Raw genomic sequence first — 16,217 nt, 5'->3', positions numbered from 1 at the left:
TATGCTGCCTAGTTCGTTATCTCCGGCGCGTCCACGACGTTGGTTCCGGCGATGGCGTCGCGGGCGGCGCGGCGCAGCTTCTTGTCCGAGACGGCCCGTTCGCCGACGGCCCCGGGGGTCCAGGCGTTGACGTCCTCTTCGTTGAATTCGGTCTTGGAGGGGCGGCGCTTGACGGAGATTCCCGTGACGCCGTCGGCCAGCCGGCGGGTCACCAGCAGGAAACCGGTATGCGCCACCATGCGGTGGTCCGGGCGGACGGCCAGGCCTTCCAGGTGCCAGCCGCGGACCATGGATTCCCACGCGTCCGGCTCGGTGAAGCGGCCGTCGGCGCGGATGGCTTCGGCTGTGCGCGAAAGCTGCGTCACAGTCGCGACATAATTGATCCACACGCCGCCGGGCGCCAGGACGGTCGCGACGGCGTCGAGGCATTCCCATGGGGCGAGCATGTCCAGCACGACCCGGTCCACGGAGCCCGGCTCTTCGGTCCGGACCACTTCCTCCTGGAAGTCGCCCAGCGAGATCTTCCAGGCCGGGTGGGGTCCGCCGAAGATGGTTTCGACGTTGCCGCGGGCAATGTCGGCGAACTCCTGGCGCCGTTCGAAGGAATGCAGGTAGCCATTGTCGCCCACCGCGCGCAGTAGCGAGATGGACAGGGCGCCGGAGCCGACGCCGGCTTCAACGACCCGTGCGCCGGGGAAGATGTCCGCCATGGTGACGATCTGGCCGGCGTCTTTGGGGTAGACCACGGCCGCGCCGCGCGGCATGGAGAGCACGAAGTCCGAGAGCAGCGGCCGCAGGGTCTGGTACTGCTGCCCGACGTTGTTAACCACGACGGAGCCGTCCGGTTTGCCGATGATTTCGTCGTGGTTCAGGAAGCCGCGGTGCGTGTGGAAGGCGCCGCCGGCCTCAAGCGTGATCGTATTCATGCGGCCGCGCTCGTCCGTGAGCTGGACCCGTTCGCCCTCGCGGAACGGTCCGCGGCGGCGCCCGGCGCCGGTGGCGCCGGCCGTGGCGGCGGCATCTACGGGGTGCGGGGCGGCGGGAGTGGTGGCGGTGTTGGTGCCTCCGGCGGTGTCGCTGCTCATGAAGATGTTCCTCGCTCCTGTAAAGCTGTGTGGTCGCGGCCATGCCGACGGGCACGGGTCTTTGCGCATGGGGGCCGGGTATTCACGACCGACCAGTAACTCTACCGGTTCTGTCCCTGGTTCTGAGGCTGGGCCCGGTACTTGCCCGTCATGGCATCGATGACGGCGGACTGCCGCAGCAGCCCGGTGACGGCGCCCGCGCCGTCCACTACCGCATACTCCCGGCCTTCGAGCTGGGCCAGATACTGCACGAGTTCCTGGCCCTTGGACCATGCGGGGACGTACGCGCCGGCGGCCAGGGCGTAGGCGACGGCGGAGGCCGGGGTCGTCGCCGCCAGCGCGCCGGGAACGGTGGCGGCAGCCCCGGCGTCGACGACGGCCACGGGACGGCCGTCCCGGTCGCACAGGACCACAGTCGGGGTGCCGGCAGGCGCCCGGCCCAGGACCTCCGCCACCGTGGCGCTCTCCGCAAGGCCGATCGCCGGCTCGGCGAGGGCGGCGGCGTCGACAAGGTGCAGCCTGCTCCGGAGGCGGGCCTGCTGGATGGACGCCGAGGCTCCCATCCACAGGAAGCTGCCGACCAGGGCGGTGATGATGGTGAACGAAATGTCGGGCTGCGCCCCGCTGAGCAAGGGCAGGACGATGAACCACAGCGCCAGGGCGATCACGATGATCCGGCCGGCCCAGCCGGCGGCAATCGTACCCTTCTCCTGGCTTCCGGTGGCTTTCCAAACGGCGGATTCGACCAGCCGGCCGCCGTCCAGGGGCAGGCCCGGAAGGATGTTGAAAAGGCCGATCAGCAGGTTGGCCCAGACGAAGATGTTGGCGAGGATGCCCGCCACTCCGCCCGGTTCCCCGTAGAACAACACGAGCCAGCCGGCGCCGGCAAGGACGAGGTTGGTGGCGGGGCCGGCCATGGCCACCAGGACCGAACGGCCCGGCGACGCCGTGAAGCTTTGGAACTGGGTGTGTCCGCCCCAGAGGTTGAGGACGATCTTCTCCGTGGGCCAGTGGAAGAGTTTGGCGGTCAGGGCGTGGGCAAGCTCGTGGGCCAGGACCGAGACCAGCAGCAATAGGGCATAGGCGAAGGCGACGAAAAAGGCCGTGATGCCGAGCCGGGGATTGTTGCCTTGCAGGACCGGACCGTAGGCGATCACGGTGAATGCGGCGATGATGAACCACGAGTAGGCCAGGTACACCGGGATGCCGGCAATGCGGCCCAGCGGGATGCCGTCCCTGCGGGCGGTCGTGGGGCCGGGCTGTCCCTGGCTGCCGGTGTCAGCCACGGGCATGACCCGCGGCCGGGGCGGCGGCAGGTTCCGGGTCGAGGCCGAACGTGGCGTCCGGGAATTCGTGCCGGAAGGCCACCAGCTCCTCAAGATCGGCAACCGTACGGCCCTCGAGGGTGTCCCAGGTTGCGCGGCGGGGATCGTGCGGCAGGGGCACGATGTGCGGGATGGCGACGGTCACGACGCCGGAGGCGACGGCGGCGGCGACGCCGGGCGCGGAATCCTCCAGGGCCACGCAGTGATGCAGGCCAAGGTCCGGATCCTGCTCCTGCAGGCGTTCAACTGCCGTCAGGTAGGCCTCCGGGTGCGGCTTGCCGTGCGTGACGGTGTCCCCCGTGACCAGGAAGTCGAAGTAGGGCACCGGCAGGGCGGCCACGATCTCGCGTGCCAGCGGGGCCTCGGACATGGTCACGAGGGCGCAGCGGACGCCGGCGTTGTAGAGTTCGTCGAGCAGTTCGCGGGCGCCTGGCCGCCACGGCACGGATTTGCGGACCTGGCTGACCACATGGCCGGTGAGGTGGTCGACGATCTCGCGTCGTTCCATGCGCACGCCGGCGTCCTGCAGGAGGCCGGCGGAAAACATGAGGGACTGCCCCACCAGCTGCATGGCCTGGTCGTGGGACCAGCGTCCGCCGTGGGCTTCCACCAGTGCGCGTTCGGCTTCGATCCAGTACGGCTCGGTGTCGACAATGGTGCCATCCATGTCCCATAGCGCTGCTTTGAGGAGGGACCGGGAAGCTGGGGATCGCATGTTTTCCAGTCTACGGGGAACCCGGCCGGGCGGCGCGCACGCTACGCCTACGGCGAATTTCGGGCGCCCGCCTGCCGGATTCAGCGCGGATCCGGCACGGCGTCGCGCATTTCCGGCGCTTCATTGCCTGCGCGCGGAAGGTTGTTGGACGTAGGGTGATGGCATGAACAGCTTCGAGGCAGACCCCACCGAACCAGGCGCCGTCTCCGAACCGGAGCGGCTGCTCCTGCCAGTCTCGGACGGCCGGCGCATCACGGTCATGCTGGCCGCCTTCGAAGGATGGAACGACGCCGGAGAGGCCGCCAGTGATGCCCTGCGGTACCTGAACAAACTCTGGGACGGCAAGAAGGTCGCATCGATCGACGCCGACGAATACTACGATTTCCAGTTCACCCGGCCCACGATCCGCCGGACCGCGTCCGGCGAGCGGAAGATCAAGTGGCCCTCCACCCGGATCTTCAAAGCCAGCGTCCCGGATTCCAATGTGGACGTGATCTTCGTCCAGGGCACCGAGCCGTCCTATAAGTGGCGGGCCTACACGGCGGAGCTGCTCGTGCACGCCGAGGCCCTGCACGTGGACTACGTAATCCTGGTCGGCGCGCTTCTGGCCGACGTGCCGCACAGCCGCCCGATCCCGGTCAGCACCTCCACCGACGACAACGCCCTGCGGGAGCGGATGGACCTGGACGCGTCGCAGTATGAGGGCCCGGTGGGCATTGTGGGCGTCCTCGGGGAGGTGGCGCTGCTGGCCGGATTGCCGACCGTCTCGCTCTGGGCCGCCGTGCCGCACTACGTGGCCCAGGCTCCGTCCCCGAAGGCGCAACTGGCGATCCTGCACCGGGTCGAGGAACTCCTGCAGGTGCCGCTGGACACCCACGAGCTCGCCGAGGAAGCCGATGCGTGGGAGCGGGGCGTGGACGAGCTCGCCACCGAGGACCCGGAGATTGCGGCGTATGTGCGCCAGCTGGAGGAGGCGAAGGACACCGCCGACCTCCCGGAGGCCAGCGGCGAATCGATCGCCCGGGAATTCGAGCGGTACCTCAAGCGCCGCGGCAAGGACAAGCCCTAGTCACGGCCCGCCGGGGACGCCGATATTACCCGGCGACGCGCAGATGGGCCGGCGCCCCCGTATGTGGGGGCGCCGGCCCATCTGCGTGTCGTAAGCCTATCTGCGCGTCGGCAGGTGCCTGGAGTTCGACTGCCTAGAGTTCAACACCGAGCAGCGCGTTGACGGCGTCCGAGACGAGCGCGGCGTCGGCGGCCGAAGCCTCCGCGCCCCGGCCGGCGTCGGCACCGGCACCGTGACCGGACCGGGCGGCCGCGGCCCAGACGTCGACGGCGGCCAAGGCGCCGGGTGCGTTGAGGTCGTTGGCGAGCTCGGTCCGCAGCTGCCCGACCAGGGATGCGGCGGAGCCGGTGGGGGCCACGGCCAGGGCGTCCCGCCACGTGCGCAGCCGGTCCTTGGCTTCGGCGAACCCGGCGTCGGTCCAGGACCAGTCCGAGCGGTAGTGGTGGGCCAGGATCGCCAGGCGGATCGCTGCCGGTTCCTCGCCCTGCGCCCGGAGCCGGGACACCAGGACCAGGTTGCCCTTGGACTTGCTCATCTTTTCGCCGTCGAGTCCCACCATGCCGGCGTGCGCGAAGTGCCGGGCCAGGGGTACGCCGGCCAGGGAGTACGCGTGGCCCGCGCCCATTTCGTGGTGCGGGAAGACGAGGTCGGAGCCGCCGCCCTGGACCGTGAAGGGCTTGGGCAGGTACTGCTGGGCGATGACCGTGCATTCGATGTGCCAGCCGGGCCGGCCCTCCCCCAGTTCGCCGCCGGGCCAGCTGGGTTCGCCGTCGCGGGCGACGCGCCACAGCAGCGGGTCGAGAGCCTGGCGCTTCCCGGCCCGGCCCGGGTCTCCGCCGCGTTCGGCGAAGAGTTCCAGCATGTCGTGGTCGGAGAGTCCGGACACGGCGCCCAGCGTCCAGGCGTCGGCTGCGTCGCTCGAGTGCTTTCCGGCGGCCTCGACGTCGTAGTAGACGTCGCCGTCGGGCTCGCCGCCGGTGCCGGGCACGCGGTAGGCGAGGCCCTGGTGCAGGAGGCGCTCGATGGCGGGAACGATCAGCGGGACGGCCTCGACGGCGCCGACGTAGTGGTCCGGGGCGAGGACATTCAGGGCTTCCATGTCCGTTTGGAAGAGCTCGATCTGGCTCGCGGCGAGCTCGCGCCAGTCAACGCCGGTGGCCGTGGCGCGTTCCAGGAGGGGGTCGTCGATGTCGGTCACGTTCTGGACGTAGGCGACGTGCTGGCGGCCGTCCCGCCAGGCACGGTTAAGCAGGTCGAAGGCGACGTAGCTGGCCGCGTGCCCCATGTGGGTGGCGTCGTAAGGGGTGATGCCGCAGACGTACATGGACTGTTCGCCCGTGGCCTCCAGGGTGACGAGGCCGCCTTTGACGGTGTCGAAGAGGCGCAGGGCAGGCATGCTGCCCGGGAGCTGGGGAACAGGGCGGGAGATCCAGGATTTCACAGCCCAAGCCTAGTGCTAGGCGCTGATGACATTGAAACCGAGCAGCAGGTACAGGGACAGACCAAGCAGGATCCGGTACCAGACGAAGAGCCGGTAGCCGCGCGTGGAGACGTACTTAAGGAACCAGCCGATGATGATGTAGCCCACGATGAAGGCAATCACGGTGGCCAGGGCGGTTTCCGGGAGGCCGTACGGGCCGGTGATGCCTTCCTTGGTCACCACCTTGTACAGCTGGTACAGCCCGCTGCCGAACACTGCCGGGATGGCCAGCAGGAACGAGTAGCGGGCGGCGGCCTCCCGGGTGTACCCCATGAGCAGGCCGGCGCTGATGGTGCCGCCGGACCGGGACACGCCGGGGAACAGGGCCAGGGCCTGGGCCAGGCCGTAATAAAGGCCGTGCTTGTAGGTCAGCTGGGTGAGATCGCGGTTCTGTTTACCGACCGTGTCGGCCACGGCGAGGACCATGCCGAAGATGATCAGCATGGTCGCCACACCCCACAGGCTGCGGAGCACCGATTCGATCTGGTCCTGGAACAGAAGCCCCAGGACAATGATCGGGATGCTGCCCAGGATCACGAGCCAGCCCATCCGCGCATCCGGGTCCTGCCGGGACGTTCTGCCGGTGAGGGAACCCACCCAGGCACGGATGATTCTCAGGATGTCGCGCCAGAAGTACACGATCACGGCCGTCTCGGTGCCCAGCTGCGTGATGGCCGTGAAGGCGGCACCCGGGTCGGCGGCCTCCGGCAGGAACGCGCCGACAATCCGCAGGTGGGCGCTTGAGGAGATCGGGAGGAACTCGGTCAGTCCTTGTACGAGGCCCAGAAAAGCCGCTTGTATCCAGTTCACGTTTATAGACCCTACGTTATGAAGCAGCGCGAATCCCCGTAAGCTTGCTGACATGCAGCAGCGTTATGTCGGCAACAGTGGGTTGCGCGTGTCCGCCCTTTCCCTTGGCACCATGTCCTGGGCCCGGGAAACCGAAGAGCAGGACGCCGCCGCGCTGCTTCGGACCTTTGTGGATTCGGGCGGGACCCTGATCGACACGGCGGCCTCCTACGCTGACGGGCAGGCCGAGGCCATGCTCGGCGGGATGCTGGGCGATGTGGTGGCCCGTTCCGAGGTCGTGATTTCCACGAAGGCGGGGCTGACCGCGTCGGACGGGCGGCGCAGCGTCGACACGTCCCGCAACGGAATGCTCTCCGGCCTGGATGCCAGTCTGGCCCGCTTGGGGACGGACTACGTGGACCTGTGGTTCGCCCACGCCTGGGACCACAACGTGCCGCTGGAGGAGACGCTGTCCGCGCTGGACTATGCCGTGCGGTCGGGCCGTGCGCGGTACGCCGGCGTTTCCAATTTCAACGGCTGGCAGACCGCCAAGGCCGCGGCCATCGCCGGCTTCCCGCTCGTTGCCAACCAGTCCGAATACTCGCTCCTGCAGCGCGGCGCGGAGATTGAGCTGGTCCCGGCCATCGAGGACGCCGGGATGGGCCTGATGGCTTGGGGGCCGATGGGACGCGGCGTCCTGAGCGGAAAGTACCGCGGGCATATTCCCGCGGATTCCCGCGCGGCCCAGCAGCGGCTCGCCGCGTACGTTGAGCCATACCTCGAGGCGCCGGCGTCCAGCGTGGTGGAGGCGGTCGTCATGGCGGCCAAGGGTCTGGGCCGGACCGCCCTGGACGTGTCACTGAGCTGGCTTCTGTCCCAGCAGGGTGTGGCCACCGCCGTCGTCGGCGCACGGACCCAGGTGCAGCTCAAGGAGATCCTGGACGCGGCGCTCGCGCCGCTGCCGCCGGAGATTGCGCAGGCACTCGAGGACGTCTCAGACCCGGGCTGAGGCCGGCAGGGCGTTCCGGGAGCGGCTCAGTTCTCCGAGTTCTGCAGGATTTCGAGGTCTTCCTCGTCGTCGACATCCTCGTCGTCGTCTTCGTCTTCCTCGTCGCCGTCAATCACTTCCAGCGGCGTCACTTCCCCGTACGCTTCGTAGAGGGCGTCGTCGTAGACTTCAAAAGCATCGGCGACGGCGAAGAACGCCGCTTCGACCGCGGGGTCCCCGTCACTCCTGCGTGCGGCGACCGCCGCCAGGTGTTCTTCCAGTGCAGTGGTCAGGGACTGAAGCGCGACACGCGGATCGATGCTCATGACTTCACGTTAGTCGGAAAAAGACGAAAATGGAGAGCAATGAAAGAACATTTTCTGAGCAGCTCGGTCCGGCGGGAACGGGACTATGTGAAGCAGTACGAATACCTCGTGCTGACGGTCGGTCCTGAGGATTCCCTGCCCGAGGCCCGGCGCCGGCTCGTGGAGCACTCCGAGTACGGCAAATGGGAGTTGGAACGCAGCCGCCTCTACGTGGGTGGCGGACGCCGCTTCTGGTTGCGCCGGAAAGTCATCCAGGTCCAGCGCACGGTCTAAGACCCCTGTTGCCCGGTCCGCCTACGCGGACTCCAGCGGACCCAGCCAGGCGTTCGCGACGGTGTTGTGCGCCGACTCGTCATCCGAGGGGTGGAACAGGCCGGCCAGTACGTCCCGGTAGAGCCGCTCCAGCTCCGAGCCGCGGAAGTAGCTGGAGCCGCCGGAGACCCGGATGGCGAGATCCACCACGGTGCGGGCTGTTTCGGTGGCCCGGACCTTGAGGCCCACGAGCCGGGGGAACCACTGGCTGCCGTGGTCCGTGAGGTCGTCGACGTCGGCCGCCAGCCCGGACAGCTGCGGGTAGAGTGCGTCCATGGCCATCGCCGCTTCGGCGACCTTCCAGCGGATGTCCGGGTCCTGCGCGTAGCTGCGGCCGCCGTTCTTCAACGAGGTCCGCCTCTTGACGGCTTCCACTCCGAGGGTCAGGGCCCGTTCGCCGAGTCCGGTGTAGACCGCCGCGAGCAGCGTCTCGAAACAGGCGAAGATCGCGAAGATCAGCGGGTCCGGGTTCGGGCCTACCGGGAGTTTCCGGAAAATCCGGTCGGCCGGAACGACGGCGCCGTCCAGGACGGTCGTGTTGGACTGGCTGGCCCGCATCCCGAGCGTGTCCCAGTCGGGCAGGATCTCGTACCCCGGCGTGTCCCGTGTGATGAACCCGTGGACCAGTTCCCCCGCGCCGTCCCGGGCGGAGGCGTCCTTCCCGAAGATCCCCAGCCGGGTCCACGCGGGCGAGAGGCTGGTGAAGATTTTGCGGCCGGTGAAGCGGTAGCCGCCGCCGGGCAGCGGGACCGCCTCGGTCCGGGAATCGAACAGCACGGAGTCGTTCCCGGCCTCGGAGTTCCCGAACGCGAAGATCTCCCCCTGTGCGGCCTCCTTGAGGATGAAATCCAGCGACGAATCGCCCCGGGCGGCAAGCACGTGTGCGACGCCGGTCCACACCAGGTGCATGTTGACCGCCAGCGCGGTAGCCGGCGCCGCCGTCGCCAACCGCCGCTGGAGCCGGGCCGCGCCGGCAAGCCCGAGTCCCAGGCCGCCGTCGGGTTCCGGGACAAAGATTTTCAGGTAGCCGGCTGCTTTCAGGTCCGCGAGGTCTTCATGGAAGAAGGCGTTGTCGCGGTCATAGCCCGCTGCTCGGCCGCGGATCCGCTCCAGGAGCGGCTCCGGCAGGATCTCCTCGTCCGTCACAGCGGCCCCGATCAGTAGTTGGTGAGCAGGGTGTCGAGCACCCGCGCACCGAATTTGAGCGAATCGGCTGGGACGCGCTCGTCGACGCCGTGGAACATGCCGGTGAAGTCGAGCTCGTCCGGCAGCATCAGCGGGGCGAAGCCGTAGCCGGTGATGCCGAGCCGGCTCAGGGACTTGTTGTCCGTTCCGCCGGAGAGCGTGTACGGCAGGACCTTGGCGCCCGGGTCCTCCGCGTGCAGCGCATCGATCATCGAATCGACGAGGTTCCCGGCAAAGGGGACTTCGAGGGAGACGTCGTTGTGCACGTAGCTGATGTCCACACCCGTGCCGGCCAGTTCCCGGACGATCTCCAGGACGTGCTGCTCCTGGCCGGGCAGGGTCCGGCAGTCAACCAGGGCCTCAGCGGACTCGGGGATGACGTTGTGCTTGTAGCCGCCCTTGAGCAGGGTGGGGTTCGTGGTGTTCTGCAGGGTGGCGCCGACGAACCGGGCCACCGTGCCGAGTTCCTTGAGGAGCTTGTCCGGGTCGTCAGGATCGAACTCGACGCCGGTGAGTTCGGTCACGCCGTCAAGGAACTGCCGGGTGGTGGGCGTGAGTTCGATCGGCCAGTTGTAGGCGCCGATCCGTCCGACGGCGGCGGCGAGCCTGGTGATGGCGTTGTCGGTGTTGATTTGGGACCCGTGGCCGGCGCGGCCGTGCGCCACCAGGCGGAGCCACGAGAGGCCCTTCTCGGCCGTCTGGAGCAGGTAGGTGCGCTGGCCGCCGATAGTTGCGGAGAAGCCGCCGACCTCGGAGATCGCTTCCGTGGCGCCTTCGAAAAGCTCGGGCCGCTTGTCGACGGCGTAGCGGGCGCCGTAGGTGCCGCCGGCCTCCTCATCGGCGAAGAAGGCGAAGACAATGTCGCGCTTGGGTTTGCGGCCCGTGCGGGCGAAGTTGCGCAGCACGGCCAGGATCATGGCGTCCATGTCCTTCATGTCCACGGCTCCGCGGCCCCAGATCAGGCCGTCCTTCAATTCGGCGCCGAACGGATCCACGGACCACTGGTCGCGCAGGGCCGGGACCACGTCCAGGTGTCCATGGACCACGAGGGCACTGGCGGAAGGGTCCTCCCCCGCCAGCCGGGTGACCACACTGGCCCGCCCCGGCGCCGCCTCGAAAATCTCGGCGTCCAACCCGACTTCTGCCATGAGCCCCGCGGTGTACTCGGCCGCCGCCCGCTCACCGGGGCCGGAGCCGTCGCCGTAGTTGGATGTGTCGATCCGGATCAGCTCCTGGCAGATCCTGACGACCTCGTCCTCGGGCCTGGTCTCAGTCCGGTTGTCAGTCATGGCAGCTCCTCGTGGCGGGTGGCTCAATTGCTGGCTTCAGCCTACCCACACAGCCCCGGCGGGCCCCGATTTTTTGTTTCCCGAAAAGTAGTGCTAGAGTCTTTCTCGCTGCTTCCGAGAAAAGCAAAACGCTGAAAGGCGAAACAATCCCGGAAATACCACCTGCGCGGGTGGCGGAATGGCAGACGCGCTAGCTTGAGGTGCTAGTCCTCGAAAGGGGGTGGGGGTTCAAGTCCCCCTCCGCGCACAAAAGAGAAAGGCCCTGGAACCATGCGGTTCCGGGGCCTTTCTTTGTGTTGCGTGACGTTGTGTTCTGCGGCGGCTCTATTCGGTTGTGATTTCAGGCACATGATCGACGTCGGGCCCTGGCTCGTTGCCGGTCCACGTCTTGTAGACGGTCCAGGCGACGGCGGTGGTTGGCACGGCCAGCAGGGCGCCGACGATGCCGGCAAGGATGGTCCCGGCGGCCAGGACGAGCAGGATGGCGAGCCCGTGGATGCTGAGGACCTTGCCCATCAGTACCGGCTGCAGGAAGTGGTGCTCGAGCTGGTTCACTGCGATGACGAGGGCGAGGACGATCAGCGCCTGGACGGGGCCGTTGGAGATGAGCGCGACGACGATCGCCAGGGTGCCTGCCACGGTGGCCCCGAGGATCGGGATGAATCCGCCCATGAAGATGAAGACACCCAGCGGCAGGGCCAGCGGCACTCCCATGATGGCGAGGACGATCCCGACGGTGAGGCCGTCGATGGCGGCGACGAGGGCGGTGCCGCGGACGTACCCGCCCAGGACGGAGGTGCTGCGGTCTGCGGCCAGGCGGGCCCGGTCACGGTGGTCCATGGGCATGAAACCGATCAGGAAGGTCCGGATCTCCGGGCCGTCCTTGAGGAAGAAGAACAAGGTGACCACCATGAGCACCGCGCCGGTGAATATTTCGCCCACGGTGCGGGCCCCGGTGAGGGCCTCCGCCCCGAAGGAGCTCGAGGTGAAGAAAACCCGGGCGGACTCGATGGCTGCCGAGATTTGTTGGTCGGTAACGGGGATTGGTCCGTTGTTCAGGAAACTGTGCAGCTGGTCAACCCCGGTGGCGGCGCGGGCCGAGAGCTCCGCCCACTGATTGGTGACCAGGAACACGATGCCCGTGACGAAGCCGCCGACGACGGCGAGGATGGCCACGAACGAGGCTACAACGGCGAGGGCCCGTGGCCAGGCGTGCCCGGTGAGCCAGCGGACCAGCGGGGAGATGGCGGCGGCCAGGATGAGGGCGATCAGTACCGGGATGATGACCAGCAGCACCCGGGTAGCCGCCCAAAGGATCGCATAGGCAAGAGCGGTCACCGCGAGGACCTGGACGGAACGGATGCCGGCACGGCCGAGCCCGTCCGCCCAGATGGCCGGCATGCCGGTGCGGGGTTGGGCCACGGCACCTCCCTCTCAGGTCGGGGACGGTGATCAATTCCAGCGGAGGGGCTCCGGCCTGGACTTTTGCCACGCGAGATAGAACCTGGCGCGGGCATCCTCGCCGCGTTGCTGCTCCAACGCGTGCAGCCGCCCGTAGCTGAAGCTGTTGCCCCCGCCGGCCGCCGACTGCGCCGCGAGCCTTCGAAGGGTTTCCCTGGTCACCACACTGTCCTGGAGGTCCCCCAGGATCTCCTGGATGCCCTCCGCGGCCTGGGCGAGCCCGGTGGCCTGTTTGCCGAAAACCGGGGTCGCCGCTTCGGCGGCGTAGCGCAGCCGCTTGGCGCCCTTTCGAACCTCGTGCAGGGCGGCGTCCTCGGGCGGCGTCCCTTTGGCCGCCGCCGCGGCGCGGACGGCGCTCTTCAGCCGTTGCCGTTCAGCGCAGACGAGCCGCCCAATTGTTTGCCGCGCGTCCCGGCCTGCGGCCTCCGTGAGGGGCGGATCGTCCAGGAACGCGTCGAGCGCATCGAGGAGTCGGAAGTATCGGTCGCTGTCCAGCGCAGCCAACCCCGCTGCCCGGGCCTGGTGGTAGCTGGCGCCGAGGTTCTCCTCGATCTGCTGCGCCACCGGACCGAGCAGCAGCTCCGGCGGTTCAGAACCGACCAGGTCCCGCAGCCTGGCGCGCATGACTTCGGTGTCCCGCGCCTCACCCACGGCGCCGGCCAGCCACTGGAGTTCTGCCCGCAGGAGGCGGGGCGGCTCGGGGTCCATGAGCTTCCGGAACGACGCCAGCGCGGACCGCAGCCGGCGCGCGGCCACCCGGAGCTGATGCACTGCGTCGGGCGCATCCATCCGGACGCCTGGATCGTGTGCCGTCAGGGCGCGGACCTGTTCGCTCACGTAGGCCAGCAGGACTTCCGACGCCGGCCCGTGCCTGCTCGGGCCCGGAACCGCCGGCGGAACCGCAGGCACATTCGATCCGAGCGCCCTGGCCAGCTTGGACGGGAGGGCGGCAACCGGGACTCCGTTCGCGGCGAGGAGGTCATCCGCGCCGGCCAGCAGCTCGTTGGTGCCCTCGACCAGTTCAATCTCCCATTCCCGCCACCGCTCAGGCTCCGCCGGCGCCCCGAGGGCCAGGAGCGTTTGAGCCTCCACACGGTCGTCGCTGAATGTCGCCAGGACTGTGCCGTCCGCCGCGCAGAGAGGAATTGAGGTCCTGAGGGTGGTGAGCCGTGCGACCGGCATGAGCGGGCGGCTCCGGGCATGGACCTGTACCAGTTGGCGCAGGCGTTCCGGTACGGCCTCCGCATCCCCGCCAAGGGGCTCGGTAACCTCGCGCCGCGCCTCCTCGAGCGGGAGCTTCAGGTGCCACCCTGCATCGTGGCCGCCGGTGCGCCGGCGCAGCGTGATCCGGTGGGCTGCCAGCACCATTTGGTCGGTATCGAAGTAGACGGCGTCCAGCCGGTCGACGGCGGACTCGCCCACGCGGGCTACCCCCGGAAGCGATGCCAGCCGCGGAAGGGCCGCGGATTCCGCCGGGCTGTACTTGTGTTCGACCTCGATCGCGTCGGCGGCCATGCCTCATTTTAGGTACACCCGAACCGGCACGCCCTGTGGCCAAAGGCCCCTTTCGCAGCAGGGTTTCGGCCGCAGGACCTCGCCGGAAATTTGCCTTGCCCGCACCCTGGTCGGCGAGTAATCTTCGGCGCAGTGGGCCCGCGGTCCGCCGGCCCCTTGCGAGAGGACACGCCATGCCAACCATCATCGGCCACCACGACATCAAGGACAAGAACCACTGGCTTGCCTCGCCCAAGCGCGAAGAGGTGTTCGGCCCAATGGGCGTCACCAACATCCGCACCTTTGTCGACCCGAACAACCCGACGCACGTTGCTGTGCTGATGGACGTTCCCGATCTGGACGCCCTCAAGACCGCGATGCAGAGCGCGGCAATGGGCGAGGCGATGGCCTACGACGGCGTCCTGCCGGAGACGCTGGTCATCCTCGTAGAAGAAACGCCGTAGCTGCACGCCGGCGAGCGGCAGGAGGATGCGGCGCCGCACAGCGCGTCAGGGCCGGGGATGAAACGCACCCCGGACGGTGCCCAGGAGCGAGAGGAAGCGTTCATTGGCCGGCAGGTCATCGATCAGGACCACGCCGTCGGGCCCGGCCAGCGGAATGCGCCAGTTCGGGTACTCCGTGCTGGTGCCCGGCTGGTTCTGCGTTCTTGACTCCCCCACGGCGTCCACGAGTGCGACGCCCAGAAGGGACGACGGCGCGAGCGCGGTGTAGGCGTAGAGTGCCTCCACCGTCGCCCTGACGTCGGCGCCGTCCGGGTCCCGCAGCAGCCCGCGCGCCCGGACCTGCGCCAGCACAGCCTCCTGCTCGGCCGCAGCCTCGGCGCGTTCTTCCTCCACGGGGCGTCCCAACAGCCCCAGGGATTCGCGCAACGTGACGTGTTCGCCGGCAAGGTACCCCGCCGTCGGGGGCAAATCATGGGTGTTGACGCTGGTCAGGCACTGCTTGCGGTAATGCTCCGGCGGGATCGGACCGTCCGCGTCGTGTTCGAACCAGAGAATCGAGGTGCCGAGGATCCCGCGTTCGGCGAGGTAGTCGCGGACCCAGGGCTCGAAGACGCCCAGGTCTTCGCCGATGACGATCGCCCCGGCCCGTTCCGCTTCCAACGCCAGGATGCCGATCAGGGCCTCGTGATCGTAGTAGACGTAGGTCCCGTCGCCAGGGCCGGCGCCTTCCGGAATCCACCACAGCCGGAACAGGCCGAGGATATGGTCCACGCGGATCCCGCCGGCGTGCCGCAGCACGGTCCGGAGCATGTCCCGGTAGGCGGCGTAGCCGGATTCGGCGAGCCGTCCCGGGTGCCACGGCGGCTGGGACCAGTTCTGGCCCTGCTGGTTGAACATGTCCGGCGGTGCGCCCACCGTCACGCCGCGGGCCAGCACCCCGGCGAGGGTCCAGGCGTCGGCGCCGCCGGGTTTGACCCCCACCGCGAGGTCATGGACGACGCCGATCTCCATCCCCGCCTGGCGGGCCGCGCGCTGCGCCGCCTCGAGCTGCTGATCGCAGAGCCATTGGAGCCAGCGGTGGAATTCGACCCGGTCCGCAAGCTGCGAGCGCTTTGCGGCACAATACGGCGATGCGGGATCAGCCGCCTCCCCGGCCCACTCCGGAGCCGACGCCGGCAGCTGCTCTGCGAGTGCGCACCACAGCGCAAAGTCCTCCAGTCCCTGGCCCTGCCCGGCGCAGAAGTCCGCGAACTGCCGGTTGCGTGCCGGCCCGCGGCGGACGGCAAAGACCAGCTCCAGGGCGGCCAGCTTCGCCGCGTAGCTTGCATTGCGGTCCAGCAGCTCCCCCGACGTGTTGGCCGCAGCCATGTCCTCGGCCAGGCGTGAGACCTTGGCCCGGCCGGCGGCGTCCAGGTACCCGTACTCCGGGATGTCCTCGACCCGCAGGTACAGGGGATTGAAGAAGCGCCGCGTGGCGGGCAGGTACGGCGAGTCTTCCACCGGCGGCACGGGTTCGGCGGCGTGCAGCGGATTGACCAGCACGAAGCCTGCCCCCTGCTCCCCGGCAACCTCCGCGAGGTCCGCGAGGTCCGCGAGGTCCCCGAGCCCCCAGGACCGGGAGGAGCGCACGGAATAGAGCTGGGCGGTCAGGCCCCAGGTGCGCCGCCCAGCGAGGCGGGCCGGGGTCCGGAGCTTGGCGGGTGTGACAATCAGCGGGCACTGCGCCAGCGCGTCCCCGGCCTCCGCTACCAGGGTGTGCCAGCCCAGACCCAGGTGCCCGGGAACGGCAAAGGTCGCCCGGCCGGTCAGGACGCCGTCGACGTAGACCGGTGCGTCCCAGTTCTCCTGCTGGGCGGCCTCGTGCCGGGTGCCGTCCTCGGCGTCGATCCAGACGCGCACCTCGCTTCCGTGCGGCACGTGGACGTCGATGCGGGTATCCCGGCCCTCTGTCAGGACCACGACCGGGGGAAGGATGCGCCGCCAGGCCGCCAGCTGGAGCTCCGCCAGCGATCGTTGCTGTTCCGCGGGCCCGTTCGCCGGGACCCCCAGGGCGGTGAGGACATTCCTTAGCGTTTCGGCGGCAACGGGGTGCTCGACGCCGTCCCAGCCCCAATACGTGGTGCCGACCCTATGGGCCGTGGCCAGTTCGCGCAGGAGGGCGTCGGCTGTATCAGTGTGTCCGGGACGCTCGAAGTGGACAGGGTTCACGGGGTGCGTACGGTCCGCCATGCGCCC

General features: G+C 68.8%; 15 protein-coding genes and 1 tRNA gene. 5 read left to right on the top strand and 11 right to left on the bottom strand.

The features are described from left to right. Positions 1–8: 8 nt before the first annotated feature. From CFN17_RS17100 to CFN17_RS17090, 3 genes are all read right to left on the bottom strand, one after another. A complete protein-coding gene (locus CFN17_RS17100) occupies positions 9–1,085 on the bottom strand; it encodes a tRNA (adenine-N1)-methyltransferase (protein WP_208748913.1) in 1,077 nt (358 codons plus the stop codon). A gap of 101 nt (positions 1,086–1,186) precedes the next feature. Next, complete coding sequence (locus CFN17_RS17095; protein WP_208748912.1) at positions 1,187–2,377, bottom strand: site-2 protease family protein; 1,191 nt, start codon at positions 2,375–2,377, stop codon at positions 1,187–1,189. Continuing rightward, positions 2,364–3,125 carry an HAD family phosphatase gene (locus CFN17_RS17090; protein ID WP_208748911.1) on the bottom strand — a complete coding sequence of 254 codons (762 nt, stop codon included), beginning with the start codon at positions 3,123–3,125 and terminating at the stop codon, positions 2,364–2,366. The genes CFN17_RS17095 and CFN17_RS17090 overlap by 14 nt, the downstream gene beginning before the upstream one ends. A 163-nt stretch (positions 3,126–3,288) precedes the next feature. On the opposite strand from CFN17_RS17090, the gene CFN17_RS17085 reads away from it, so the two are divergent. Beyond that, on the top strand, positions 3,289–4,194 hold the full coding sequence (locus CFN17_RS17085; RefSeq protein WP_208748910.1) for a PAC2 family protein: 906 nt from the start codon (positions 3,289–3,291) through the stop codon (positions 4,192–4,194). A gap of 133 nt (positions 4,195–4,327) precedes the next feature. On the opposite strand, the gene mshC is transcribed toward CFN17_RS17085, so the two are convergent. Together mshC and CFN17_RS17075 are read right to left on the bottom strand one after the other, a co-directional pair. Then, the gene (gene mshC, locus CFN17_RS17080; RefSeq protein WP_208748909.1) at positions 4,328–5,635 is read right to left on the bottom strand and encodes a cysteine--1-D-myo-inosityl 2-amino-2-deoxy-alpha-D-glucopyranoside ligase; all 1,308 of its coding nucleotides are present in this window, start codon (positions 5,633–5,635) and stop codon (positions 4,328–4,330) included. A 15-nt stretch (positions 5,636–5,650) separates the two neighbouring features. Further along, on the bottom strand, positions 5,651–6,484 hold the full coding sequence (locus CFN17_RS17075) for an undecaprenyl-diphosphate phosphatase (protein WP_208748908.1): 834 nt from the start codon (positions 6,482–6,484) through the stop codon (positions 5,651–5,653). A 52-nt stretch (positions 6,485–6,536) separates the two neighbouring features. On the opposite strand from CFN17_RS17075, the gene CFN17_RS17070 reads away from it, so the two are divergent. Further along, the gene (locus CFN17_RS17070) at positions 6,537–7,472 is read left to right on the top strand and encodes an aldo/keto reductase (protein WP_208748907.1); all 936 of its coding nucleotides are present in this window, start codon (positions 6,537–6,539) and stop codon (positions 7,470–7,472) included. Positions 7,473–7,498: 26 nt separating this feature from the next. On the opposite strand, the gene CFN17_RS17065 is transcribed toward CFN17_RS17070, so the two are convergent. After that, complete coding sequence (locus tag CFN17_RS17065) at positions 7,499–7,777, bottom strand: hypothetical protein (RefSeq protein WP_208748906.1); 279 nt, start codon at positions 7,775–7,777, stop codon at positions 7,499–7,501. Between the two features lie 39 nt (positions 7,778–7,816). On the opposite strand from CFN17_RS17065, the gene CFN17_RS17060 reads away from it, so the two are divergent. Continuing rightward, a complete protein-coding gene (locus tag CFN17_RS17060) occupies positions 7,817–8,050 on the top strand; it encodes a DUF5703 family protein (protein WP_018772920.1) in 234 nt (77 codons plus the stop codon). A gap of 21 nt (positions 8,051–8,071) precedes the next feature. Here the strand turns inward: CFN17_RS17060 and CFN17_RS17055 are convergent, their stop codons facing one another. Then, positions 8,072–9,235 carry an acyl-CoA dehydrogenase family protein gene (locus CFN17_RS17055; RefSeq protein WP_208748905.1) on the bottom strand — a complete coding sequence of 388 codons (1,164 nt, stop codon included), beginning with the start codon at positions 9,233–9,235 and terminating at the stop codon, positions 8,072–8,074. An 11-nt stretch (positions 9,236–9,246) separates the two neighbouring features. Beyond that, positions 9,247–10,563 carry a M20/M25/M40 family metallo-hydrolase gene (locus CFN17_RS17050; protein ID WP_208748904.1) on the bottom strand — a complete coding sequence of 439 codons (1,317 nt, stop codon included), beginning with the start codon at positions 10,561–10,563 and terminating at the stop codon, positions 9,247–9,249. Between the two features lie 164 nt (positions 10,564–10,727). Between CFN17_RS17050 and CFN17_RS17045 the strand changes: the two genes are divergently transcribed. Then, positions 10,728–10,810 (top strand) — tRNA-Leu (locus CFN17_RS17045). 77 nt (positions 10,811–10,887) lie between these two features. On the opposite strand, the gene CFN17_RS17040 is transcribed toward CFN17_RS17045, so the two are convergent. Together CFN17_RS17040 and CFN17_RS17035 are read right to left on the bottom strand one after the other, a co-directional pair. After that, positions 10,888–11,985, bottom strand: a complete 1,098-nt coding sequence (locus CFN17_RS17040) for an AI-2E family transporter (RefSeq protein WP_261792250.1) — start codon at positions 11,983–11,985, stop codon at positions 10,888–10,890. A 30-nt stretch (positions 11,986–12,015) separates the two neighbouring features. Next, on the bottom strand, positions 12,016–13,539 hold the full coding sequence (locus CFN17_RS17035; protein WP_208748903.1) for a CYTH and CHAD domain-containing protein: 1,524 nt from the start codon (positions 13,537–13,539) through the stop codon (positions 12,016–12,018). Between the two features lie 173 nt (positions 13,540–13,712). Between CFN17_RS17035 and CFN17_RS17030 the strand changes: the two genes are divergently transcribed. Beyond that, positions 13,713–13,982: a hypothetical protein gene (locus CFN17_RS17030; RefSeq protein WP_208748902.1), complete on the top strand. Its 270-nt coding sequence runs from the start codon at positions 13,713–13,715 to the stop codon at positions 13,980–13,982. A 45-nt stretch (positions 13,983–14,027) separates the two neighbouring features. On the opposite strand, the gene malQ is transcribed toward CFN17_RS17030, so the two are convergent. Next, positions 14,028–16,211, bottom strand: coding sequence for a 4-alpha-glucanotransferase (malQ, locus tag CFN17_RS17025; RefSeq protein ID WP_208748901.1), 2,184 nt, complete (start codon positions 16,209–16,211; stop codon positions 14,028–14,030). Positions 16,212–16,217 lie beyond the last annotated feature (6 nt).

The sequence above is a fragment of the Arthrobacter sp. PM3 genome, from assembly GCF_003352915.1.
GTDB lineage: Bacteria > Actinomycetota > Actinomycetes > Actinomycetales > Micrococcaceae > Arthrobacter.
The sequence above is the reverse complement of the archived record's forward strand: the minus strand, read 5'-3'. Positions and strand labels throughout refer to the sequence as shown.